We start from the raw sequence: 20,498 nt of genomic DNA, 5'->3' as shown, positions 1-20,498 counted from the left end.
CCAGCGCGGTTGCGCGGCGCCGTTTTCCGTTTCAAGTCCGGGCCGGAGGAGGGCTCAACTCGTGCAAATCGACATCCGTACTGCCACCGTCGCCGACGTGCCGCTGATCCTGCGTTTCATTACCGAGCTGGCCGTCTACGAGAAGGCGGAGCACGAAGTGATCGCGACGCCAGCGTCGCTCGAGCGCAGCCTGTTCGGCGAAGGTTCACCGGCGCGCGCGCTGGTGTGCGAGGTCGACGGCGAGCCGGCCGGCTTCGCCGTGTATTTCTTCTCGTATTCGACCTGGCTTGCCCGGCAGGGGCTGTATCTCGAGGATCTGTACGTGTCGCCGCGCTTTCGCGGCGCGGGCGCCGGGTTGCGGCTGCTGAAGGCGCTCGCGCGGATCGCGGTTGAATCGGGCTGCGGGCGATTCGAATGGAGCGTGCTCGACTGGAACGAGCCGGCGATCCGTTTCTACGAGAGCGTCGGCGCCGCGCCGCAGAGCGAATGGGTGCGTTACCGGCTCGCGGGCGACGAACTGCGCGCGTTCGCCGACGGCGCACCGGTGAGCGCCGCGTAAGCGCAAAACGGGCGCCCCGCGGGGCGCCCGTTCGCACGTCGTGCGTTGCGTGCGTTACTTGAGGCTGCCCGACAGGAACCCGCGCAGGCGTTCGCTCTTCGGGTTGGCAAACACCTCGGCCGGCACGCCTTCTTCCTCGACGCGGCCCTGGTGCAGGAACATCACGTGATTCGACACGTTGCGCGCAAAGCCCATCTCATGCGTGACGACGATCATCGTGCGGCCTTCCTCGGCGAGCTTCTGCATTACCTTCAGCACTTCGCCCACCAGCTCCGGGTCGAGCGCCGACGTCGGCTCGTCGAACAGCATCACGTCCGGATGCATTGCCAGCGCGCGCGCGATCGCGACACGCTGTTGCTGGCCGCCCGACAGGTGCGACGGATACTGCTTCTCGACGCGCGGCGCGAGGCCGACCTTCTCGAGATACGCACGCGCGCGATCCTCGGCTTCCTTCTTCGGGATGCCGAGCACGTTCACCGGTGCTTCCATCACGTTCTCGATCACGTTCATGTGCGACCAGAGATTGAAGTGCTGGAACACCATCGACAGCTTGGTACGCACGCGCTGCAACTGCTTCGGATCGGCCGCGCGCAGCGCGCCGGCCTTGTCGAGGGCGGTGCGCACTTCCTCGCCGTCGACGAAGATGCGGCCGGCGTTCGGCTGTTCGAGGAAGTTGATGCAGCGGAGCATCGTGCTCTTGCCGGAGCCGGACGAGCCGATCACGCTGATCACGTCGCCGGCGTTCGCCTTCAGCGACACGCCCTTGAGCACCTCGTTGCTGCCGTAGCGTTTGTGGAGATCGTCGACGAAAAGCTTCTGGGTCTGGGAATTCATCAATAGTCCTGCGGAAACTTACTTGCCTTGCGGGCGCAGATACGCGAGCCAGCGGCGCTCGGCCTGGCGGAACAGCCACACGAGCGCGAACGAGATCGCGAGGTAGAGCAGGGCGGCGATGCCGAACGCGTGGAACGACATGTAGGTCGCCGAGTTCACGTCGCGGGCGATCTTCAGGATGTCCGGCACGGTCGCGGTGAACGCCACCGTCGTCGCGTGCAGCATCAGGATCACTTCGTTGCTGTACAGCGGCAGCGCGCGGCGCAGCGCCGACGGCAGGATCACGCGGCGGTACATCGTGAACGGCGTCATCCCGTACGCGCGCGCGGCTTCGATCTCGCCGTACGACGTCGCCTTGATCGCGCCCGCGAAGATCTCGGTGGTGTACGCGCAGGTGTTCAGCGTGAACGCGAGCAGCGTGCAGTGCATCCCATCGCGGAAGAACGCGTCGAGCATCGGCGTGCCGCGCACGGCCTGCAGGCTGTAGAGGCCCGTGTAGCAGAGCAGCAGCTGCACGTAGAGCGGCGTGCCGCGGAACACGTACGTGTAGAGCCACACGGCGCTCGACAGCCACTTCCTCTTCGATACGCGCGCGACCGCGAGCGGTACCGACAGGCAGAAGCCGAGGCCGATCGACACGACCAGCAGCCACAGCGTGATCGCGACGCCGGTGATGCGATAGCCGTCGGTGTAGAGATAGTTGCGCCAGTATTCTTGGATGAGTTCGATCATAGGTCAGCCTTGCGGACACCGGTCGAGTAGCGCTTTTCGAGCCACATCAGCACGAAGTTCGAGATCGTCGTGATGGCGAGGTAGACCGCTCCCGCGATCAGCGTGAAGAAGAAGAACCGCAGCGTGCCCTTGCCGGCGTCCTGCGACGCCTTCACGACGTCGGCCAGGCCGATGATCGACACGAGCGCGGTCGACTTCACGAGCACCTGCCAGTTGTTGCCGATGCCCGGCAGCGCGAAGCGCATCATCTGCGGGAACATGATCCGCGTGAATACCTGCCAGTTCGTCATCCCGTACGCGCTGCCGGCCTCGAGCTGGCCGCGCGGCACCGACAGGAACGCGCCGCGGAACGTCTCGGTGAAGTACGCGCCGTAGATGAAGCCGAGCACGAGCACGCCGGCGAGGAACGGGTCGATGTCGATCTGGTCCCAGCCGAGCGCGTCGGTCGCGATGTTCAGCCAGATCTGCAGGCTGTAGAACAGCAGCAGCATCAGCACGAGGTCGGGCACGCCGCGGATCAGCGTCGTGTAGACGGTGCCGATGCCGTGCGTCACGCGGTTGCGCGACAGCTTTGCACCCGCGCCGAGCAGACCCAGCAGGAACGACAGCGCGAGCGAAAGCACCGCCAGTTTGACGGTTTGCCAGGTGCCTGCGAGGATCAGCGGGCCGTAACCTTGTAGAAACATATGTGGTCCCTGGTGTGGTCCCTGAGGGCGCACGCGGTGCGCCGCGAAAGACGCGCCCGCCAAGCTGCGCGGAACGCCCCGTGCGTATCATGACCGTCCGCCCCGGCAACGGTGCCGGGCCAGCCCGTCGCGCGAGCGGCGGGCAAGGGGGCGGGCGGCGCGTGGTTGACTGCCAGTACTGCCAGTACTGCCAGTACTGCCCGGACGCAGGGCCGCCCCCGCATCCGTTGCTTCTTCTTGTCGGCGCTCAGCGGGCCGAAGCCGAATAGACGCTGAACGAGAAGTACTTGTGCGACAGCCGGTCGTACGTGCCGTCCTTGTGCATGTCGGCCAGCGCGTTGTTGATCTTGAGCTTCAGGTCCGTATCTTCCTTGCGCAGGCCGATCGCGGTGCCGTCGCCGATCGTTTTCGGATCCTTCACTTCCGGCCCGGCGAATGCGAAGCCCTTGCCGCGCGGCGTGCGCAGGAAGCCGTAGTCGGCCTGCAGTTCGTCCTGCAGCGTCGCGTCGAGGCGGCCCGAGCCGAGATCGGTATAGACCTGGTCCTGATTCTGGTAAGGAATGACCGTCACGCCCTGCGGTTCCCAGTACGCCTTCGCGTAGGTTTCCTGCGTCGAGCCCTGCTCGACGCCGACGCGCTTGCCTTTCAGCGACGCGACCGTCGGCAGCAGCGGCGAGCCGGTCTTTGCGATCATCCGCGCCGGTGCGTCGTACACCTTGTCGGAGAAGTCGATCTGCTCGCGGCGCTTGTCCGTGACGGTCAGCGATGACACGATGACGTCGTACTTCTTCGCCTTCAGCGCCGGGATGATCCCGTCGAGGTCCTGCGCCACCCACACGCATTTCACGTTGATCCGCTTGCAGATCTCCTTGGCGAGATCGACGTCGAAACCGACGATCTCGCCGCTCGGCGCGGTCGACTCGAACGGCGGGTAGCTGGCATCGACGCCGATCCGCACGGTCTTCCACTCCTTCGCGAAGGCGCTGCCCGCCACGAGGGCGAGGGCGGCGCACAGGGCGGCCTTCTTCATTTCCATCCTTCTGTTGCTGACTTTCCGGGGGCGCTCGCGGCCGGTCGGACCGGGCGCCGCGGCGTATTCTAGACGGCCAAAATTCGCCGATCGGCGTTCTGGCGATGGCGGCCGCCGGACGGGCGAACGCCAAAAGGGCGGTATTTTACCCGAACGCGATACCCGGAAAACGGCAATCCGGCGCGATCGATCGATTCTTCGATTCGGCTGTTGCGGCAATCGCGGTATTCTCGGCGGGTATTGCGTCAATTGCGGTCGTGGATGCAACGATCCGGCGCGCGGTCGATGGATTGCGGCGTGGACGCGGTCACGTTCGCGCGCGGCCGAGGTGCTGCTGTTCGACGTCGTGTGAAACAAAAAAAGGGACGCGAGCCGGTGCCCGCGTCCCCTTCGGCGCCGCTCCGCGGAGCGGCTTGCCGGCTTACTGCACCGGCGCCGATGCGCCCTTGGCCGCACGATGCTGTTCCCAGCGCTCCTTCATCTTCTCGTGGCGCTGTTGCATCTGCGCGTACTGCTGCTTGAGCGCCGTGCTGACCGTGGTCTTCTGCTGGTCGTTCAGTCCGTTGTAGAACGCGAGCCACGCGGCTGACGTCTGTTCGCGCAGTTGCGCGTTCTGCTGTTCGGCCTGCTGGCGCGCGGCGTGCATCGCGTTCAGGTCGAGGATCGGCTGGTTCTGCTGCGCCTTGAACTGCTCGCGCATCTGCTCGTGGCTCTTGCGCATCGCATCACGGTTCTGCTTCATCGTATTGACGGCCGTCTGCCATTGCTGTTCCTGCGACGCGTTGAGCTTCAGCTGGTCGTGCAGTTTCATGATTGCGCCGAACGGGCCGCCGTCGTGCCCGTGCATCTGGTGCATGCCGGGGCCGCCCGGCGGCGGCATGTCGGTGGGCTGCGCGGCATGCGCGGTGCCGAATGCGAGAGCGAGCACAGTGGCGGCCGCGATGGCCACGCGGGAAGTCTTCTTATACATTTCAGAAACTCCTTGTATCCAAAGGGTCCGGCGATGCGGTACGGGGAAAGCCGTGTACCGCATCCGGTAAGAAGCAGGTTAGCGATGCCGGCCCCGGCCGGTGTTACGTGGGGCGGCGGCCCGGTTACCGCGCATTACAGTTCCCTTGCGCGGTAACCCGCAGTAACCCTTTCATCCCTTTGTTTCGTTCTTCGACTCCGCCCTCGCGCGGTAAACTTCGAGCCATGACTACCCAGATCCTCATCGTCGACGACGACCAAGAACTCCGAGACCTGCTGCGCGACTATCTCGTGCGCCAGGGGATGGAAGTGTCCGTGCTGCACGACGCGGCGACGCTCGAGAAGCGTCTCGAGCGCGAGCGGCCCGACCTGATCGTGCTGGACCTGATGATGCCGGGCGTGGACGGCCTGACCGCGCTGCGCCAGTTGCGCGCGGCCGGCGACGACATTCCCGTGATCATGCTGACCGCGCGTGCGGACGACGTCGACCGCATCGTCGGGCTCGAACTCGGCGCGGACGACTACCTCGGCAAGCCGTTCAACCCGCGCGAGCTGCTCGCGCGCGTGCAGGCCGTGCTGCGCCGCCGCCGCGCGACGCCGTCGGCGGCCGCGCCCGAACAGCGCGAACCGTTCGCGTTCGGCCGCTTCGTGCTCGACTTCCAGGCGCGCACGCTGTCGGTCGACGGCAAGCCGGCGACGCTGTCGAGCAGTGAATTCGCGCTGCTGAAGATCTTCGTGAACCATGCGCTGCGCACGCTCACGCGCGAGCGGCTGCTCGAGCTGCTGCACGGGCCCGAGTACGACGGCACCGACCGCGGCATCGACGTCCAGGTGTGGCGCCTGCGCCGCATCCTCGAAACGGATCCGTCGACGCCGCGCTTCATCCAGACGGTCCGCGGGCGCGGCTACGTGTTCGTGCCCGACGGCGAGGCCCATGCGCAAACCCATTGATTCGCTGTTCGGGCGGCTCGCGCTGCTCGTCGTCGGCGTCCTGCTCCTGTCGCACTTCGCGTGGTTTTTCGCGATGCGGCTCGAGCGCAACCAGATGCAGACGCGCTACGCGGTCGAGGAGGCCGCGTTCCTGGTCGACGCGGTGCGCCAGCACGTCGAACGCACGCCCGACCAGCCGTTGCCGTCGCGCGTGCGGCTCGTGACGCCGGACAGCGCCGACGTGCCGAACGGCGATCTGTCGAACCTGCCGGCGGCACTCAAGCGGTTCCGCGACGATGTCGGCGAGCGGATGCCGCCCGGTACGCGCGTCGAGATCGGCGCGCCGGGCCATCCGCCGGTGCTGTGGGTCAAGGAGCCGACCGACCGCAACTGGATCGTGGTGCCCGTGCAGCCGCTGCGTCCGCCGCGCTCGCTGGACCGGATGCTGTTGTGGCTCGGCACGATCTTCTCGGCTGGCGTGATCGCCGCGCTGTTCGCGGCCTGGCAGCTGCAGCAGCCGCTGCGCTCGCTCGCGCGCGCGGTCGCGCGCTTCGGCCGCGGGCAGCCGGTGCCGCCGCTGCGCGAGCGCGGCCCGCGCGAGCTGCGCCAGCTCACGCATGGCTTCAACCAGATGGTCGAGCAGGTGTCGCAGGCCGACAACGACCGCGCGGTGATGCTGGCGGGCGTTGCGCACGACCTGCGCACGCCGCTTGCGCGGATGCGCCTGCGCGCGGAAATGATGGACGACGCGCGCTTGCGCGACGGCGTCGTGCGCGACGTCGACTCGATGTCGCACATCGTCGACCAGTTTCTGGTGTTTGCGCACGGCGGGTCCGATCGCAGCGAGCCGGTGCCGGTCGACCAGGCGTGCGAGCGGATCGCACGCAGCTATCGTGCGGTCGCGCCGAACGCACCGACGGTCCAGACGCGGCTCGACGCCGATCCGGGCTTCCGGCTGCCGACGGCGACGCTCGACCGGATCCTGTCGAACCTGCTGGACAACGCGCATGCGTACGGCGCGCCGCCCGTATTCGTCGAGACGGCGCGCACGCCGACCGGCTACGTGCTGGCGGTCAGCGACAGCGGCGGCGGGATCGCGCCGCGCGACCTCGCGGTCGCGACGCGGCCGTTCGTGCGGCTCGACCCCGCACGCGGCGGCAACGGCCACAGCGGGCTCGGGCTTGCGATCGTCGAGCGGCTCGTGCTCAGGCTGGGCGGGACGTGCGACATCGGCAACCGCCCCGAAGGCGGCCTGCGCGTCGCGATGACGTTCCCGTTCGAGGTCGTGCCGAAGGACGAACCACACGAACAAGCCGCGTAAGCGGCTGCGGCGCCTGCCCGAGCAGGCGCCGCGCGGCGTCATTCGCCGAACAGCGTGCCGAGCGTCTCGGCTGCATTGCTGTCGATCGTGTTGTAGGTCACGGTGGTGGCCTCGAAGATGTAGACGGTCGTATAGCGGCCGAGGCGCTCCAGGATTTCCTCCTGCAGCGATTCCGGCACGACGTTCATGTTCAGGTACCACGCCGTCGACGACAGCCGCGTCTGGAACGACCCGTACTCCTGCATCAGTTCGTAGAACGCGTCGGCATCCTGATCGCGGCAGACGATCACCAAGTTTCCTGCCATTCCCTTCCTCCCGCTCGTCGATCGATCCCCGAGGTCTGTTTACGTATGGAGCGCGCATGCGTTGCCACGAGAACGGCCGCAACAGACCCTGGGGGCTAGCCCCGATCATACCCGCTTCGCCTTGTCCGGCTGTTGATGCCCGGCACGGTTTGCACCCGCGTGCCGATGGCGGGTTCACGGCCGGCCCGGATCACGGCATAATTCGGGCCTGCATGCCGGCCGAAGGACTGCGGCCGGGCTGCTCCGTACCGTGCACCCGCCGCCCGCGCGCCGGGCACGATCCGTGCGCCGCCTGCGCGGCGGCCGCCGTCGCGCCGTCCCCGGACGGTTGTACCTGAAATACAGGTTGGTGTAGTGTCGTGCCGTCGCGGGCCGACTCGACCGCGACCGCGCGGGGCGCAGCTTGCACGCACGGCGCATTGCGCCCGCGCGAGATCGTCAGTCAATCGAATTACCGCGCCCGTGCGCTTTGCCATGAATCAACATCGACTGCCGGCTTCGTTCGGCCTTACCGGGGAGGGCGCCTGATGGACGTCGGATTCTTCAATCCGAACCGGACCGCCAACGCGTCCGCGTGGCGCGTTCTGCCGAACCGGTGGGACTTCATCGCGTTTCCGCTGATCATCTGCCTGATCGCGATGGCGGTCGTCGGTTTCCACGAAACGATGGCGCCGATCGGCGTGCTGCAGACGCAGAAGATCTCGCTCGATCCGTCGAACCTGCCCGAATACGCGTTGCGCACCACGCTGCGGATGCTGGCCGCGATGGTCGCGGCGCTCGTGTTTACGCTCGTCTACGGCACGCTCGCGGCCAAGAGCCGTCGCGCCGGCATGGTGCTGATCCCGATCCTCGACATCCTGCAGTCGGTGCCGGTGCTCGGGTTCATCTCGTTTACGGTCACGTTCTTCCTCGCGCTGTTCCCGAGCCGTGTGCTCGGCGCGGAGCTTGCGGCGATTTTCGCGATCTTCACGAGCCAGGCGTGGAACATGACGTTCAGTTTCTACCAGTCGCTGCGCACGGTGCCGCGCGATCTCGATGAAGTGTCGCGGGGCTTCCACCTGACGTCCTGGCAGCGCTTCTGGAAGCTCGAGGTGCCGTTCTCGATGCCGGGCCTGATCTGGAACATGATGATGTCGATGTCGGGCGGCTGGTTCTTCGTCGTCGCGTCGGAGGCGATCACCGTCGGCAACCAGACGATCACACTGCCGGGGATCGGCGCGTATCTCGCGCAGGCGATCTCGGAGAAGAACTTCGGCGCGATCGGCTGGGTGATCCTCACGATGACGGTCGTGATCCTCGCCTATGACCAGTTCCTGTTCCGCCCGCTCGTCGCGTGGGCCGACAAGTTCCGGATGGAGAACACGAGCTCGGGCAATGCGCCGGAATCGTGGCTGCTCGACCTCGTGCGCCGCACGCGCCTGATCCATCAACTGCTCGTGCCGGCCGGCTGGTTCTTCGCCAAGGCGGCGCGGATTCCGCTGCGCCTGCCGCTGTCGGGCGCGATGCGCTTCACGCTGCCGCGCGTCGAGAAGAAGGCGTCGCGCACGGTCGACATCGCATGGGCGGCCCTCGTGCTGATCGGCACGGCCCATATCGTGTGGCGTGTCGTCAGTTTCGTTTCGACCGGCGTGACGATGGCCGAGGTCGGCCATGTGATCATGCTCGGGCTCATCACGCTGCTGCGCGTGGTTGTGCTGATCGCGATCGCATCGGTGATCTGGGTGCCGATCGGCGTGTGGGTCGGGCTGCGCCCGAGGCTGGCCGAGAAGCTGCAGCCGCTCGCGCAGTTCCTCGCCGCGTTCCCGGCCAACCTGCTGTTCCCGGTGTTCGTGATCGTGATCGCGCGCTTCCACCTGAACCCCGATATCTGGCTGTCGCCGCTGATCGTGCTCGGTACGCAGTGGTATATCCTGTTCAACGTGATCGCCGGCGCAACGTCCTACCCGAACGACTATCGCGAAGCGGCGACGAACTTCCGCATCCGCGGCTGGCAATGGTGGCGGCAGGCGATCCTGCCCGGCATCTTCCCGTACTACGTGACCGGAGCGATCACCGCATCGGGCGGCGCGTGGAACGCGAGCATCGTGTCGGAAGCCGTGCAGTGGGGCAACACCAGGATCGAGGCGCACGGCCTCGGCGCGTATATCGCGCAAACGACCGCCGCCGGCGACTTTCCGAAGATCATCCTGGGCATCGCCGTGATGTCCCTGTTCGTCACCCTGTTCAACCGTCTGCTGTGGCGTCCGCTGTATGCCTTCGCCGAAGCGAAGCTGCGGCTCGACTGAGACCGATTGAGAGCGAAACGCGATGCACAATCCGAATGCTGTAAACGCCCCCGTCCAGACGTCCCAGCCGCCGCGCCTCGGCGAGGAAATCCTGCGCGTCGATCACGTCTGCCGCGGCTTCAACAAGACGCAGGGCGAGCTGCTCGTGCTCGACGACGCGAACCTGTCGCTGCGCGAAGGCGAGATCGTCGGGCTGCTTGGCCGCTCCGGCTCGGGCAAGTCGACGCTGCTGCGAATCATCGCCGGGCTGATCGAGCCGACCGGCGGTGAAGTGACCTACCTCGGCCAGCCGCTGCGCGGCCCGGCCGAAGGCGTCGCGATGGTGTTCCAGACCTTTGCGCTGTTCCCGTGGCTCACCGTGCTGCAGAACGTGGAGGCCGGCCTCGAAGCGCTCGGCGTCGGCGCGCGCGAGCGGCGCGAGCGCGCGCTGGCCGCGATCGACCTGATCGGTCTCGACGGCTTCGAGAACGCGTATCCGCGCGAGCTGTCGGGCGGCATGCGCCAGCGCGTGGGCTTTGCGCGCGCGCTCGTCGTCGATCCGACGATCCTGCTGATGGACGAGCCGTTCTCGGCGCTCGACGTGCTGACGGCCGAAACGCTGCGTACCGACCTGCTCGACCTGTGGACGCAAGGGCGGATGCCGATCAAGTCGGTGCTGATCGTCACGCACAACATCGAGGAAGCCGTGTTCATGTGCGACCGGATCCTCGTGCTGTCGTCGAATCCGGGCCGTGTGATCGCCGAGATCAAGGTGCCGTTCAAGCACCCGCGCAACCGTCTCGATCCGGCGTTCCGCAAGCTCGTCGACGATATCTACGCGAAGATGACGGCCCGCCAGACCGGCGAGGCGACGAAGAAGGGGCTCGAGCTCGGCAGCTGGCTGCCGCAGGTATCGACCAACCTGATGGCCGGCCTGATCGAAACGCTCGCGATGGCGCCGTACCATGGCCGTGCCGACATGCCGGAAATCGCGCGCACGCTGCATCTGGAAGTCGACGATCTGTTCCCGATCGCCGAAGTGCTGCAGTACCTCGGTTTCGCGGACGTGCGGGAAGGCGACGTGTTCCTGACGCCGCCGGGGCGCGTGTTCGCCGAGTTCGGCACGCAGGAGCGCAAGCTGATGTTCGCGGATCACCTGCTGAAGCACGTGCCGCTCGCCGCACGGATCAAGAAGGTGCTGAACGAGCGTCCGGGCCATCGTGCGCCGCGTGTGCGCTTCGAGCAGGAGCTCGAGGATTCCCTGTCGGACGGCGCGGCCGAGGAAACGCTCGACGCGGTGATCGACTGGGGCCGTTACGGCGAGATCTTCTCGTATAACGACCAGACCGAGATCTTCAGCCTCGAGGACGTCGAGTCCTGATCGATCGTGCCGGGCCGTGCGGCCCGGCAGCCGCGTGCGCCGCGCGTCATGCGGCGCATCGCCCCGTTACTGCAAATTGCCCCAGCGGTCGACGGCCGGTTCGGCCGACGCCCACTTCCAGTGCGTGCCTTGCTGGCACGCATTCGCGAAATACCAGTCGGCCTTGTCGCCGTCCTTCACCGAGAACGCGAATTCCTTGCACAGCGCGAGCGCCGACGAGTACGCGCGCGTGACGCGCACCTCGCCTTCGCCGTTTTCCAGCGGCAGCGTGTTCTTCACCTTCCACGGTTTCACTTCGCCGACGGCCAGGCTGCCGGCCGCCTTCGCGATCGCGTCCTGCTGGTTCTGATGGAGCTGCTTCATCGTGCGGTTGACGGCCTCGTCGGTCGCGGCCTGCACGGCAATCCCGACGCCGACGCCGACCGCCGGGTTCGCGGTGACGAGGCCCGTCGCCGCGCCGGCGAGCGCGCCGCTCGCCGCGCCGACCGACCCGCAGCCCGACAGCGTGGCCGCCGCCGCGCATAGCGCGCCGATTGCCGCGATACGGATCGCGACGCTCATTGCAGCGCGCCCCAGCGTTCGGTTGCCGGTTCGGCCGACGCCCATTTCCACACGGGACCGTCGCGGCAGATGGTGGCGACGTAGAACGCCGATTGCGCGGCCTTGTCGGGCTTCGCGGGCGTGTCGACCGCGAACACGATTTCCTTGCAGTCGAGCGGACCGACGCTGATCGTCCGGCTGACCGTCACGCGGCCCTGTTCGTCGTCCTCGATCGGGAACGAGTGGTGCGTCGACCACGGCGCGACGCCGCCCACGTCGAGCGGGCCGGCCGCCTTCGCGATCTGTTCCTGCGTGTAGCGGTGCGCGACGCGCTGCGAGTACTGGACGCCCGCACGCGCGCCGGCCACGGCACCGAGGCCGATGCCCGTCGCGACGGCGGCGTTGTTGGTGACCTTGGAAGCGATCGCGGCGCCCGCGATACCGGCACCGGCTGTCGCGCCTTCGCTGTACAGCGAGTTGCAGCCGGACAGCAGTGCGGCTGTGGCGAGTGCGGCCAGCACGACGCGCGCCGGCACGGTCCGGCGCGACGATTCGAAACGAATGTTCATCCCTGAATGCAAGTCCTGTCTGGGTGAGCGGCGACGCATGCGCGCCCCATGCCGCGTCATTGTTTCGCAATTGTCATAGGAAAAATGCAAAGCTTTGACAAATCGCCGGACGGCATGTCGCGCGTGCGCGCGGCGCTATTTTCGGACAGGTGGCTGACGAGGGGTCGAAACGTTACAAATTGAAGGTAATTGTTACCTTGGCATGCGAGGAACCGACCTAGACTGTTTTGTTATGGAATGTTTCTACGACGGCTTCGAGCCGCACCGCATATGAGACACCCAGCCATGCGTCGTTCGAAACGGTTTTCGCACCGGCCATCCGAAGCGGGGGCAGACCACCCGCGTCCGCAGACCGACGCACCACCCGCACCGCCTGCCGGTGAGCCCGGCGAGACGCCGTCCGACGGCGATCACAACCAGGGCGGCGCCCGCCCGGAAGGGCTCGACTATCAACGCGACCTCGGCCAGGAACAGGACGCTTGATCCCGTCGTCGCATTCCACTGCCGCATTTCATTGCATTTCTCGGAACTGAATCGCCGCGCGGCCGCCTTCGGGCAGCCGCGTCCGCCTTGGCGCGCGCGCCGCGCCAGCCAATCGAATCGAGGAGGGGAAGCCGCATGAGCAGATTGATCGTGGTATCGAACCGTGTCGCCGCCGGCGAGGACACGCGCCCGAGCGCGGGCGGCCTCGCCGTCGGCGTGATGGACGCGCTGAAGGAAACGGGCGGCGTCTGGTTCGGCTGGAACGGCGAGATCGTCGGTGCGCCGGACGCCGAGCCCGCGATCCAGCGGGACGGCAACGTGACCTACGCGACGGTCGGGCTGACCCGGCGCGACTACGACCAGTACTACCGCGGTTTCTCGAACGCGACGCTGTGGCCGGTGTTCCATTACCGCGGCGATCTTGCGCGCTTCGACCGGCAGGAGTACGCAGGGTATCTGCGCGTGAACGCGATGCTCGCGAAGCAGCTCGCCGCGCTGCTGCGGCCCGACGACCTGATCTGGGTGCACGACTATCATCTGCTGCCGTTCGCGCATTTCCTGCGCGAGCTCGGCGTGAAGAACCCGATCGGCTTCTTCCTGCACATCCCGTTTCCGTCGCCCGACATGCTGCGCCTCGTGCCGCCGCACGAGGAACTCGTGAAGTTCATGTGCGCGTACGACGTCGCGGGCTTCCAGACCGATGCCGACAAGCAGGCGTTCACCGACTACATCGAGCGGCGCGGGATCGGCGCGGCGAGCGAGGACGGGATGCTGCACGCGCACGGCCGCGTCGTGAAGGTCGCCGCCTATCCGATCGGCGTGCATCCGGACGCGATCGCGCAGGCGGCCGTCCAGTACGGCGCGCGCAAGCCGGTGAAGATGCTGCGCGAGGCGCTCGACGGCCGCAAGCTCGTGATGAGCGTCGACCGCCTCGATTATTCGAAGGGGCTCGTCGAGCGCTTCCAGTCGTTCGAGCGGATGCTCGCGAACGCTCCGGGCTGGCAGGGGCGCGTGTCGCTCGTGCAGATCGCGCCGCCGACGCGCTCCGACGTGCAGACCTACCAGGACATCCGCGAAACGCTCGAAGGCGAAGCCGGCCGAATCAACGGCCGTTTTTCGCAGCTCGACTGGACGCCGATCCAGTACCTGAGCCGCAAGTACGAGCGCAACCTGTTGATGGCGTTCTTCCGGATGTCGCAGGTCGGCTACGTGACGCCGCTGCGCGACGGGATGAATCTCGTCGCGAAGGAATACGTCGCGTCGCAGGATCCGGCCGATCCGGGCGTGCTCGTGCTGTCGGAGTTCGCGGGCGCGGCGGCCGAGCTGACCGGCGCGCTCCTTGTCAATCCGTACGACCTGTCGCAGATGGCCGAGGCGCTCGAGCGCGCGCTGTCGATGCCGCTCGCGGAGCGGCAGGCGCGTCACGAGGAGAACCTCGCGCGGCTGCGCGAGAACGACCTGTCGGTCTGGCGCGATACGTTCGTCGCCGACTTGCGCAGTGTCGCGGCGGCCGTATCGGTCACGCAGCGCGCGGGCCGGCGGGTCGCGCATGCGTGAGTTCGTGCACGGAGCCGGGGCCGAGGGCGACGACGCGACCGGCGATGCCACCGGCCGTTTCTTCGTCGTGACGGGCGGCCCGGGCTCGGGCAAGAGTACATTGCTCGACGCGCTCGAGCGCGCCGGTTTCACGCGCTCGCAGGAGGCCGGCCGAGGCGTGATCCGCGACCAGGTGGCCGTCGACGGCCACGCGCTGCCGTGGCGCGACCCGGCAGCGTTCGCCGAGCTGATGCTGAGCTGGGAGATGCGCTCGTACCATCTCGCGCGGCACGCGCGCGGGCCCGTGTTCTTCGACCGCGGTGTGCCGGACGTGGTCGGCTACCTGCGGCTGACGGGGCTGGCCGTGCCCGCGCACGCGGAAGCCGCGGCGCGCCGTTTCCGTTATCACCGGCGCGTGTTCATCGCGCCGCCCTGGCCGGACATCTATGCGCAGGACACCGAGCGCCGGCAGGATTTTGCGGAAGCCGTGCGTACCTACGACGCGATGGTCGATTGCTATACGGCGTACGGGTACCGGCTGATCGAGTTGCCGCGCGTGAGCGTGAAGGCGCGCGTGCGCTTCGTGATGGACGCGCTCGACGCCGCCTGACGCGCCGGTGCGCCTTGTGCGGCGCGCGTTGGTGTCAGGCCGCCGCGTCCGGCCGCGGCGACGCGATGCGCAGCATGCTCACGACCGCGGCCAGCGCCGCGAAGGCCGTGGCGACATAGAGCGCGACCGTCGGCCCGCGATCGGGCGCGAGCCCGAAAATCAGCGCGACGAGCGCGGCGCCGAGCGTCTGGCCCGTCAGTCGCGCGGTGCTCAGCATGCCGCCGGCGCCGCCGCTGCGCTCGCGCGGCGCCGACGACAGCATCGCGCGGTTGTTTGGCGACTGGAACAGCCCGAAGCCCGCACCGCACAGCGCCATCCGCCATACGATGTCGACGGTGCCCGGGTGCGCGCCGATCGTCGCGAGCGACAGCAGCCCGGCCGCGAACAGCGCGAGCCCGATCCCGCCGAGGATGCCGGCCGAATAGCGGTCGGACAGCACGCCCGCGAGCGGCGCGGCGAACACGATCACGAGCGGCCACGGCGTCATGTACAGGCCGGTCTCGACCTGCGAGAAGCCGAGCGAATTCTGCAGCCAGAACGGCAGCGCGACGAACGCGAGCATCTGCGACGTGAACGACGCCGTCGACGTATAGACCGACAGCGCGAACATCGGGATGCGCATCAGGTCGACGGGCAAAAGCGGCGCCGGCTGCGACAACTGGCGTTTCACGAAGAAGTAGCCGACGACGAACGCGACGGCCAGCTCGGCCGCGACGTATGCATGGCGTTCGCCGTGGCCGAGCCCGTCGACGGCCGTGATCAGCAGGCCGAACACGCACGCGTTCATCAGCGCGCTCGGGAAATCGTACGGCGCGTCGTGCAGCGGGTTGGCCGGCAGCGCGCGCAGGCTGCCGAGTACCGCGGCGATGCCGATCGGCACGTTGACCGCGAACAGCCACGGCCACGACGCGAACGACAGGATCGCGGACGCGACCGTCGGCCCGATTGCGGACGACAGCGCAACCACCATCGCATTGATCGACAGCCCGCGCCCGAGCATCGACGACGGGTAGATCATCCGCACGAGCGCCGCGTTGACGCTCATGATGCCGGCCGCGCCGAAGCCCTGGATCACGCGCATCACGGCCAGCATCGGCAGCGAGCCGGCGAGTGCGCAGCCGAGCGACGCCGCGGTGAACAGCGCGAGCCCGGCGATGTAGATGCGGCGATAGCCGATGCGCTCGCCGAGCGACGCGAGCGGCAGCAGCGTGATCGTGACCGCGAGCTGGTACGCGTTGACGATCCAGATCGACGCGGCGTCGGATGCGTGCAGGTCGCGCGCGATCGTCGGCAGTGCGACGTTCGCGATCGCACCGTCGAGCACGGCGAGCGTGATGCCCAGTGCGACGCAGACGATCGCCCAGTAGCGTTGCGGAAGCGGCAGGCCGGTATCGGCGTTCATGACGGGAGCGAAAGCGTGGTTGTCCGCGCGCCCGGTTTCCGGTTGCGTGCGCAACCATGCGAAAGGGCGGAGGCGGCGATGAACGGCCCGGCCCGCGCGGCTGCGCCGGACCGGGGCCGCTCGAGTGTATCACCGGGCCGCATTACGCGACGCCGGCGCGCGCGGCTGCCGGCCGGCGCTGGCGTTCAGCCCTCGAAGTCGAGGCCGCCGAGCCGCACGAGCGGGTCGGCCTGCGTGCGCGACGCGAGATCGATGTCGCGTGCGCCCTGCCACGCGCCCAGCTTTTTCGGCAGCGCGGCCAGGTAGTGCTCGAAGCGCTGCGGGCCGTCCGGCTCCATCAGCCGCTCGATTTCGTCGGTGTCCCAGGTCAGTTCGAGATTCAGCGGATGCACGAAGCCGCTCACATGCTCGTGCGGCGCGCTGCGGATCTGTACGCGCGTCGGGTGCCCGTGCCCGCCGTACGGGACGACGTCGGTCAGCACGTGATCGGCGAAGAAGGCGGCGATTGCCTGCGCGATGCGCGGCGCGAATTCGGTATCGAAACGGCGGGCGGTTTCGGGCTGCATGAAGGCGTCTCCTGTGTGCCGAAAATCGTAGCACGGCGGTGACGCGTTTCGGCGTGCGTGATACGCGTAATGGCGCGTTACCACTTGCTGCATCTATTACGGCCGCGTGCCGCCACAATGCATCGCATCCAGTACCACTTCGCGTGGGAGTCCATCATGAAAAAGATTGCCGCAGTGTGTGTCCTCGCCGGTTCGCTCGCCGTGGCGGGCCCGGCGTCAGCGCATGGCCGCGACGGCGGCGCCGTCATCGGCGCGTTGATCGGCGGCGCGGTGCTGGGCGCGATCGTGACGTCCGCGATGAATCCGCCCGTCGCGTACCAGGCGCCCGTGTACCAGGCACCGGCCTATCAGCCGCCGACGTACTATCAGGCGCCTGCGTACCAGCAGCCTGCCTATCCGACCTACCAGCAGGCGGAGTACCAGGACGACGGCCCGAACTATTGCTACGACCGCTACCAGCGCGCGTATGTGTGCGGTGCGCCGGTGTCGCGCGGCTACGCGCAACCGGCCGGCTGGTAAGCAGGCAGGGCAGGCGGGTGTGCGACGCGTGATCGGGTTCGGTGCCGGCTGGCCGGCACCCACTGAAGTTTGCTTTGCCGGACCGGACGACAAAAGGCCCTCGCTTTTACGCGAGGGCCTTTGTTTTTCCGCGCCCGTCCGTTCGTCCGCGTGACGCGCCGGCCGTCGGCGGGCCGTGCGCGGATACAAACGGTTGCAAATGTGCGTCAGTGGCGATGGCCGCCGCCGCCTTCGCCGCGCCCGCCGCCGTCGTTCCAGTCGCCGCGGCGTCCGCCGCCGCGCCCCCAGCCGTTGCCGCGATCGCCGTCCCAGCGATGGTAGTCGCGCCGGCCGCGATCCCAGTCGCGCCCGCCGCCACCGCCCCAGATGTTGACCGTGCCGTACACGGGGGAAGGGCCGTACGCGTAGCCGGGATCGGAATAGTAGGGCTGTCCATAGCCGTATCCGTATCCGGCGTCGGGAGCGACGACGCAGCCGGCCAGCAGGGTCGCGACGCCGGCGGCAGCAATGAGCTTCAGCATGATGTTCTCCGTTGGTTGCTCTATAAGTACCGCGCGCGGGGATTGCCGGCTGTTCGGAATTGTGTCGTCAAATTACAGCGTCGTAAGGTCTCGCGACGAAAGTGTTAGCATCCGGGGCTCATTTGTTTTTCAGGAGCACATCGATGAAATTCGCGATCCGGGCCGCGCTGGCCGCTTTTTGCGTCACGACTGCCGCCGCGTGCGTGGCCGCCCCCGCATCGGCGCCCACCGTGCCGGCCGAGTCGATCAAGATGTTTCCGCAAGCAGCGGCCGGCCAGCAGCGCGCCGTGATCGCGCTGCCCGCGCTCGAGAACGAGGGCGATGCACGCGTCGAGCTGATGATCGGCAAGACGCTGCAGACCGACTGCAACCAGCAGTGGTTCGGCGGCGAGCTGACCGCCGAGGACGTGAAGGGCTGGGGTTACACGTACTACCGGCTTACCGACGTGAAGGGGCCGGCATCGACGCTGATGGCGTGCCCGGGCCAGGCGCCGCAGCAGCGGTTCGTGCAGGTGCGCGGCGACGGCCAGCTGCTGCGCTACAACAGCCGCCTGCCGCTCGTCGTGTATGTGCCGGACGGCTTCGAGGTGCGCTATCGCGTGTGGCATGCGTCGAAGGACGTGCAACAGGCGGAGAAGCAGTAACGTGCCGGCTCGCGCGGCTTCGGCGTCCTGCGGCTAGACGCCGCTCGCGCCGACGAGCGCCGGCCACGCGGCCAGCGCGGCCTGCGCGATCGCCTCCAGATCGCGGCGGCTCGCGCCGTCGCGCGCCTGGATCGACATCCCCTGTTGAACCGTCACGTAGTACCGCGCGATTGCGTCGAGGTTCGCGTGCGCCGCGATCTCGCCGGTCGCGACACCTTGCCTGAGGCGCTCGCGCAACGCTTCGACCGTGCTTTCGCGCATCGCGATCAGCGTTTGCCGGACGGTGTCGGAACGCTCGGCCGGGTGCAGCGCCGACAGCACGATCAGGCAGCCGGCCGGCTTCGACCGCCGCGTGAACACGCGCGCGGTATCCATCAGGTAGTTCCGCATGGCGTCGTGCGCGCTGCCGGCCTGTTCGACGCCGTCCCAGATTTCCCGTCCCTCCGTTGCGCGGTAGTGCTCGAGCGCCTGCCGGAACAACGCTTCCTTGCTGCCGAACGCCGCATACAGGCTCGGTGACGCAATGCCCATCGCGGCCGTCAGGTCCGCCATCGACGCACCCTCGTAGCCGAGCCGCCAGAACACCTCCATTGCGCGATCCAGCGCCGCCTCCTTGTCGAAGCTTCTCGGTCGGCCCCGTTCAGCCATTGCATCCATCCTTTCGTCGATATCTGTATCGATCGATAAAATAATTCAATTGACAGCGCCGCGCAACTTGCCACATTCTGTGTTGACCGTTACATAAATAAGGAAAGGAGCGAACATGAATCGACTTCACGGCAAGCGTGCACTTATCACGGGCGGCAGCCGCGGCATCGGCGCGGCCATCGCGAAACGGCTGGCGGCCGATGGCGCGGACGTCGCGATCACTTACGAAAAATCGGCCGAGCGGGCGCAGGCCGTCGTCGCCGGCATCGAGGCGCTGGGCCGCCGCGCCGTCGCGATCCAGGCCGATAGTGCCGATCCGGTCGCAGTCCGCAACGCGGTCGATCGTGCCGCGGAAGCGTTCGGCGGTCTCGACATCCTCGTGAACAACGCAGGGATCTTCCGCGCAGGCGCGCTGGGCGACCTCACGCTCGACGATATCGACGCGACGCTGAACGTGAACGTGCGCGCGGTGATCGTCGCTTCGCAGGCGGCGGCGCGGCATCTCGGGGAGGGCGGGCGCATCGTGTCGACCGGCAGTTGCCTCGCGACGCGTGTGCCCGATGCGGGGATGAGCCTCTATGCGGCGAGCAAGGCCGCGCTGATCGGCTGGACGCAGGGGCTCGCGCGCGATCTCGGGCCGCGCGGCATCACGGTCAACATCGTGCATCCGGGGTCGACGGATACCGACATGAATCCGGCCGACGGCGAACATGCCGGTGCGCAGCGTTCGCGGATGGCGATTCCGCAGTACGGCAAGGCTGATGACGTGGCGGCGCTCGTTGCGTTCGTCGTCGGGCCGGAAGGGCGGTCGATCAACGGGACCGGGTTGACGATCGATGGCGGCGCGAACGCGTAAATGCCGATGCCCGGCTGATTTGGCCGGGCGGCGTTGCGTTCGTTATCGGCAGCCGAGCCGTTGATGCTCGGTTTCCAGGTCGGCCCGCTTGTCGTAAGCGCGCAGTTCGTTACGCGGCTTGCCGTCCGGGCCGATTCCACGCACGATTTTCTGGCCGCGGTCGGGTGCATGCGTGACAGCATCGATGCCGGCGGCCAGTTCCCTGCAGCGTGCGTCGGGGGAAGCGTTTTCCGGGCGCGGTGCTGCCGCGCCGGTGATGTTGGCGATGCCCGGGCTGACGTAGCGCTGCTTCGCGTGCGCGGTGCCGGATGTGGTGCCGGTATCGGCGGCGTTCGCCGTGCAGGTCAGGGTCGAAAGCGCGGCCAGTGCCGCGATCGTTCGAATCATGGTCGGGTCCTTGGGTCCGTTGTACATGCAAAGGTTCGGGATTCTACGCAATGCCCAGTGCGTGTCCGTGGCGATCGGGAAAAGTGCGATCACATGTCGCATGTAGTGGAGATGAATCGAAGAGGACCGCCAACGGTGTGCGCGTGAGGCGCACAGCGCAGCCGGTCGGGCGAAGGAGTTCATTTACAAAAACGCCGGGCGTACTT

24 protein-coding genes are annotated in these 20,498 nt (G+C 67.5%); 11 read left to right on the top strand and 13 right to left on the bottom strand.

Features of this window, described 5'->3' with window-relative positions; translation table 11 throughout:
- Positions 1 to 61: 61 nt before the first annotated feature.
- Complete coding sequence (locus tag FPJ27_RS31450) at positions 62 to 559, top strand: GNAT family N-acetyltransferase (RefSeq protein ID WP_072440889.1); 498 nt, start codon at positions 62 to 64, stop codon at positions 557 to 559.
- Between the two features lie 54 nt (positions 560 to 613).
- Here the strand turns inward: FPJ27_RS31450 and FPJ27_RS31445 are convergent, their stop codons facing one another.
- The 5 genes from FPJ27_RS31445 to FPJ27_RS31425 form a co-directional block, all read right to left on the bottom strand.
- Entirely contained in the window at positions 614 to 1,393 is a 780-nt protein-coding gene (locus FPJ27_RS31445) for an ABC transporter ATP-binding protein (RefSeq protein ID WP_204424085.1), read from the bottom strand.
- 18 nt (positions 1,394 to 1,411) lie between these two features.
- A complete protein-coding gene (locus FPJ27_RS31440; protein ID WP_072440885.1) occupies positions 1,412 to 2,125 on the bottom strand; it encodes an ABC transporter permease in 714 nt (237 codons plus the stop codon).
- Positions 2,122 to 2,811: a histidine ABC transporter permease HisQ gene (hisQ, locus tag FPJ27_RS31435; protein ID WP_034184766.1), complete on the bottom strand. Its 690-nt coding sequence runs from the start codon at positions 2,809 to 2,811 to the stop codon at positions 2,122 to 2,124. The genes FPJ27_RS31440 and hisQ overlap by 4 nt, the downstream gene beginning before the upstream one ends.
- Positions 2,812 to 3,058: 247 nt before the next feature.
- Positions 3,059 to 3,841: an ABC transporter substrate-binding protein gene (locus tag FPJ27_RS31430; RefSeq protein WP_204424082.1), complete on the bottom strand. Its 783-nt coding sequence runs from the start codon at positions 3,839 to 3,841 to the stop codon at positions 3,059 to 3,061.
- Between the two features lie 421 nt (positions 3,842 to 4,262).
- Complete coding sequence (locus tag FPJ27_RS31425; RefSeq protein ID WP_204424078.1) at positions 4,263 to 4,811, bottom strand: periplasmic heavy metal sensor; 549 nt, start codon at positions 4,809 to 4,811, stop codon at positions 4,263 to 4,265.
- A 224-nt stretch (positions 4,812 to 5,035) separates the two neighbouring features.
- Here FPJ27_RS31425 and FPJ27_RS31420 point away from each other — a divergent pair, with 224 nt between their 5' ends.
- A complete protein-coding gene (locus tag FPJ27_RS31420; protein ID WP_009693256.1) occupies positions 5,036 to 5,761 on the top strand; it encodes a response regulator in 726 nt (241 codons plus the stop codon).
- Positions 5,745 to 7,061, top strand: a complete 1,317-nt coding sequence (locus FPJ27_RS31415; RefSeq protein WP_072440880.1) for an ATP-binding protein — start codon at positions 5,745 to 5,747, stop codon at positions 7,059 to 7,061. Before FPJ27_RS31420 ends, FPJ27_RS31415 begins: the two co-directional genes overlap by 17 nt.
- 38 nt (positions 7,062 to 7,099) lie before the next feature.
- On the opposite strand, the gene FPJ27_RS31410 is transcribed toward FPJ27_RS31415, so the two are convergent.
- Positions 7,100 to 7,366, bottom strand: coding sequence for a hypothetical protein (locus tag FPJ27_RS31410; protein WP_011545926.1), 267 nt, complete (start codon positions 7,364 to 7,366; stop codon positions 7,100 to 7,102).
- A 527-nt stretch (positions 7,367 to 7,893) separates the two neighbouring features.
- Here FPJ27_RS31410 and FPJ27_RS31405 point away from each other — a divergent pair.
- Positions 7,894 to 9,651 carry an ABC transporter permease subunit gene (locus FPJ27_RS31405; RefSeq protein WP_204424076.1) on the top strand — a complete coding sequence of 586 codons (1,758 nt, stop codon included), beginning with the start codon at positions 7,894 to 7,896 and terminating at the stop codon, positions 9,649 to 9,651.
- 22 nt (positions 9,652 to 9,673) lie between these two features.
- Positions 9,674 to 11,011 (top strand): nitrate/sulfonate/bicarbonate ABC transporter ATP-binding protein, encoded by a 1,338-nt coding sequence (locus FPJ27_RS31400; RefSeq protein WP_034184771.1) that lies wholly within the window; start codon positions 9,674 to 9,676, stop codon positions 11,009 to 11,011.
- A gap of 66 nt (positions 11,012 to 11,077) precedes the next feature.
- Here FPJ27_RS31400 and FPJ27_RS31395 read toward each other — a convergent pair whose 3' ends face one another.
- Together FPJ27_RS31395 and FPJ27_RS31390 are read right to left on the bottom strand one after the other, a co-directional pair.
- Positions 11,078 to 11,572: a hypothetical protein gene (locus FPJ27_RS31395; protein ID WP_175749798.1), complete on the bottom strand. Its 495-nt coding sequence runs from the start codon at positions 11,570 to 11,572 to the stop codon at positions 11,078 to 11,080.
- Positions 11,569 to 12,159 carry a hypothetical protein gene (locus FPJ27_RS31390; protein WP_083534159.1) on the bottom strand — a complete coding sequence of 197 codons (591 nt, stop codon included), beginning with the start codon at positions 12,157 to 12,159 and terminating at the stop codon, positions 11,569 to 11,571. Before FPJ27_RS31390 ends, FPJ27_RS31395 begins: the two co-directional genes overlap by 4 nt.
- A gap of 246 nt (positions 12,160 to 12,405) precedes the next feature.
- Between FPJ27_RS31390 and FPJ27_RS31385 the strand changes: the two genes are divergently transcribed.
- The 3 genes from FPJ27_RS31385 to FPJ27_RS31375 all read left to right on the top strand — a co-directional run bounded on the left by FPJ27_RS31385 (position 12,406) and on the right by FPJ27_RS31375 (position 14,749).
- The gene (locus FPJ27_RS31385) at positions 12,406 to 12,603 is read left to right on the top strand and encodes a hypothetical protein (protein WP_204424074.1); all 198 of its coding nucleotides are present in this window, start codon (positions 12,406 to 12,408) and stop codon (positions 12,601 to 12,603) included.
- Positions 12,604 to 12,738: 135 nt separating this feature from the next.
- Positions 12,739 to 14,160: an alpha,alpha-trehalose-phosphate synthase (UDP-forming) gene (gene otsA / locus FPJ27_RS31380; protein WP_204424072.1), complete on the top strand. Its 1,422-nt coding sequence runs from the start codon at positions 12,739 to 12,741 to the stop codon at positions 14,158 to 14,160.
- Entirely contained in the window at positions 14,153 to 14,749 is a 597-nt protein-coding gene (locus FPJ27_RS31375; RefSeq protein WP_204424069.1) for an AAA family ATPase, read from the top strand. The genes otsA and FPJ27_RS31375 overlap by 8 nt, the downstream gene beginning before the upstream one ends.
- Positions 14,750 to 14,783: 34 nt before the next feature.
- Here FPJ27_RS31375 and FPJ27_RS31370 read toward each other — a convergent pair whose 3' ends face one another.
- Both FPJ27_RS31370 and FPJ27_RS31365 read right to left on the bottom strand, forming a co-directional pair.
- Positions 14,784 to 16,151: an MFS transporter gene (locus FPJ27_RS31370; RefSeq protein ID WP_204424066.1), complete on the bottom strand. Its 1,368-nt coding sequence runs from the start codon at positions 16,149 to 16,151 to the stop codon at positions 14,784 to 14,786.
- A gap of 185 nt (positions 16,152 to 16,336) precedes the next feature.
- Positions 16,337 to 16,717, bottom strand: coding sequence for a DUF5594 family protein (locus FPJ27_RS31365; RefSeq protein ID WP_047898717.1), 381 nt, complete (start codon positions 16,715 to 16,717; stop codon positions 16,337 to 16,339).
- A 117-nt stretch (positions 16,718 to 16,834) separates the two neighbouring features.
- Between FPJ27_RS31365 and FPJ27_RS31360 the strand changes: the two genes are divergently transcribed.
- The gene (locus FPJ27_RS31360) at positions 16,835 to 17,236 is read left to right on the top strand and encodes a hypothetical protein (protein WP_034184779.1); all 402 of its coding nucleotides are present in this window, start codon (positions 16,835 to 16,837) and stop codon (positions 17,234 to 17,236) included.
- A gap of 206 nt (positions 17,237 to 17,442) precedes the next feature.
- On the opposite strand, the gene FPJ27_RS31355 is transcribed toward FPJ27_RS31360, so the two are convergent.
- Positions 17,443 to 17,757, bottom strand: a complete 315-nt coding sequence (locus tag FPJ27_RS31355) for a hypothetical protein (protein ID WP_072440865.1) — start codon at positions 17,755 to 17,757, stop codon at positions 17,443 to 17,445.
- Positions 17,758 to 17,900: 143 nt separating this feature from the next.
- Here FPJ27_RS31355 and eco point away from each other — a divergent pair, with 143 nt between their 5' ends.
- On the top strand, positions 17,901 to 18,401 hold the full coding sequence (gene eco, locus FPJ27_RS31350; protein WP_204424062.1) for a serine protease inhibitor ecotin: 501 nt from the start codon (positions 17,901 to 17,903) through the stop codon (positions 18,399 to 18,401).
- Between the two features lie 33 nt (positions 18,402 to 18,434).
- Here the strand turns inward: eco and FPJ27_RS31345 are convergent, their stop codons facing one another.
- Positions 18,435 to 19,049: a TetR/AcrR family transcriptional regulator gene (locus tag FPJ27_RS31345; RefSeq protein WP_072440861.1), complete on the bottom strand. Its 615-nt coding sequence runs from the start codon at positions 19,047 to 19,049 to the stop codon at positions 18,435 to 18,437.
- A 115-nt stretch (positions 19,050 to 19,164) separates the two neighbouring features.
- Here FPJ27_RS31345 and FPJ27_RS31340 point away from each other — a divergent pair, with 115 nt between their 5' ends.
- Positions 19,165 to 19,905 carry an SDR family NAD(P)-dependent oxidoreductase gene (locus tag FPJ27_RS31340; protein ID WP_072440859.1) on the top strand — a complete coding sequence of 247 codons (741 nt, stop codon included), beginning with the start codon at positions 19,165 to 19,167 and terminating at the stop codon, positions 19,903 to 19,905.
- A 42-nt stretch (positions 19,906 to 19,947) separates the two neighbouring features.
- Here the strand turns inward: FPJ27_RS31340 and FPJ27_RS31335 are convergent, their stop codons facing one another.
- Positions 19,948 to 20,475 (bottom strand): hypothetical protein, encoded by a 528-nt coding sequence (locus tag FPJ27_RS31335; RefSeq protein ID WP_239483338.1) that lies wholly within the window; start codon positions 20,473 to 20,475, stop codon positions 19,948 to 19,950.
- Between the last annotated feature and the right edge of the window lie 23 nt (positions 20,476 to 20,498).

Source organism: Burkholderia sp. MS455 (assembly GCF_016899445.1).
Lineage (GTDB): Bacteria > Pseudomonadota > Gammaproteobacteria > Burkholderiales > Burkholderiaceae > Burkholderia > Burkholderia pyrrocinia_C.
This window is presented reverse-complemented; position numbering and strand designations above follow the sequence as displayed.

What these genes read in the sequence shown, in the direction of transcription:
- FPJ27_RS31410 (WP_011545926.1), bottom strand. Translation starts at nt 7,366, where the DNA reads ATGGCAGGAAACTTGGTGATCGTCTGCCGCGATCAGGATGCCGACGCG.
- FPJ27_RS31405 (WP_204424076.1), top strand. Translation starts at nt 7,894, where the DNA reads ATGGACGTCGGATTCTTCAATCCGAACCGGACCGCCAACGCGTCCGCG.
- hisQ (WP_034184766.1), bottom strand. Translation starts at nt 2,811, where the DNA reads ATGTTTCTACAAGGTTACGGCCCGCTGATCCTCGCAGGCACCTGGCAA.
- FPJ27_RS31415 (WP_072440880.1), top strand. Translation starts at nt 5,745, where the DNA reads ATGCGCAAACCCATTGATTCGCTGTTCGGGCGGCTCGCGCTGCTCGTC.
- FPJ27_RS31360 (WP_034184779.1), top strand. Translation starts at nt 16,835, where the DNA reads ATGCATCGCATCCAGTACCACTTCGCGTGGGAGTCCATCATGAAAAAG.
- otsA (WP_204424072.1), top strand. Translation starts at nt 12,739, where the DNA reads ATGAGCAGATTGATCGTGGTATCGAACCGTGTCGCCGCCGGCGAGGAC.
- FPJ27_RS31395 (WP_175749798.1), bottom strand. Translation starts at nt 11,572, where the DNA reads ATGAGCGTCGCGATCCGTATCGCGGCAATCGGCGCGCTATGCGCGGCG.
- FPJ27_RS31355 (WP_072440865.1), bottom strand. Translation starts at nt 17,757, where the DNA reads ATGCTGAAGCTCATTGCTGCCGCCGGCGTCGCGACCCTGCTGGCCGGC.
- FPJ27_RS31340 (WP_072440859.1), top strand. Translation starts at nt 19,165, where the DNA reads ATGAATCGACTTCACGGCAAGCGTGCACTTATCACGGGCGGCAGCCGC.
- FPJ27_RS31445 (WP_204424085.1), bottom strand. Translation starts at nt 1,393, where the DNA reads ATGAATTCCCAGACCCAGAAGCTTTTCGTCGACGATCTCCACAAACGC.
- FPJ27_RS31420 (WP_009693256.1), top strand. Translation starts at nt 5,036, where the DNA reads ATGACTACCCAGATCCTCATCGTCGACGACGACCAAGAACTCCGAGAC.
- FPJ27_RS31425 (WP_204424078.1), bottom strand. Translation starts at nt 4,811, where the DNA reads ATGTATAAGAAGACTTCCCGCGTGGCCATCGCGGCCGCCACTGTGCTC.
- FPJ27_RS31335 (WP_239483338.1), bottom strand. Translation starts at nt 20,475, where the DNA reads ATGAACTCCTTCGCCCGACCGGCTGCGCTGTGCGCCTCACGCGCACAC.
- eco (WP_204424062.1), top strand. Translation starts at nt 17,901, where the DNA reads ATGAAATTCGCGATCCGGGCCGCGCTGGCCGCTTTTTGCGTCACGACT.
- FPJ27_RS31365 (WP_047898717.1), bottom strand. Translation starts at nt 16,717, where the DNA reads ATGCAGCCCGAAACCGCCCGCCGTTTCGATACCGAATTCGCGCCGCGC.
- FPJ27_RS31430 (WP_204424082.1), bottom strand. Translation starts at nt 3,841, where the DNA reads ATGAAGAAGGCCGCCCTGTGCGCCGCCCTCGCCCTCGTGGCGGGCAGC.
- FPJ27_RS31385 (WP_204424074.1), top strand. Translation starts at nt 12,406, where the DNA reads ATGCGTCGTTCGAAACGGTTTTCGCACCGGCCATCCGAAGCGGGGGCA.
- FPJ27_RS31370 (WP_204424066.1), bottom strand. Translation starts at nt 16,151, where the DNA reads ATGAACGCCGATACCGGCCTGCCGCTTCCGCAACGCTACTGGGCGATC.
- FPJ27_RS31345 (WP_072440861.1), bottom strand. Translation starts at nt 19,049, where the DNA reads ATGGCTGAACGGGGCCGACCGAGAAGCTTCGACAAGGAGGCGGCGCTG.
- FPJ27_RS31400 (WP_034184771.1), top strand. Translation starts at nt 9,674, where the DNA reads ATGCACAATCCGAATGCTGTAAACGCCCCCGTCCAGACGTCCCAGCCG.
- FPJ27_RS31375 (WP_204424069.1), top strand. Translation starts at nt 14,153, where the DNA reads ATGCGTGAGTTCGTGCACGGAGCCGGGGCCGAGGGCGACGACGCGACC.
- FPJ27_RS31390 (WP_083534159.1), bottom strand. Translation starts at nt 12,159, where the DNA reads ATGCGTCGCCGCTCACCCAGACAGGACTTGCATTCAGGGATGAACATT.
- FPJ27_RS31440 (WP_072440885.1), bottom strand. Translation starts at nt 2,125, where the DNA reads ATGATCGAACTCATCCAAGAATACTGGCGCAACTATCTCTACACCGAC.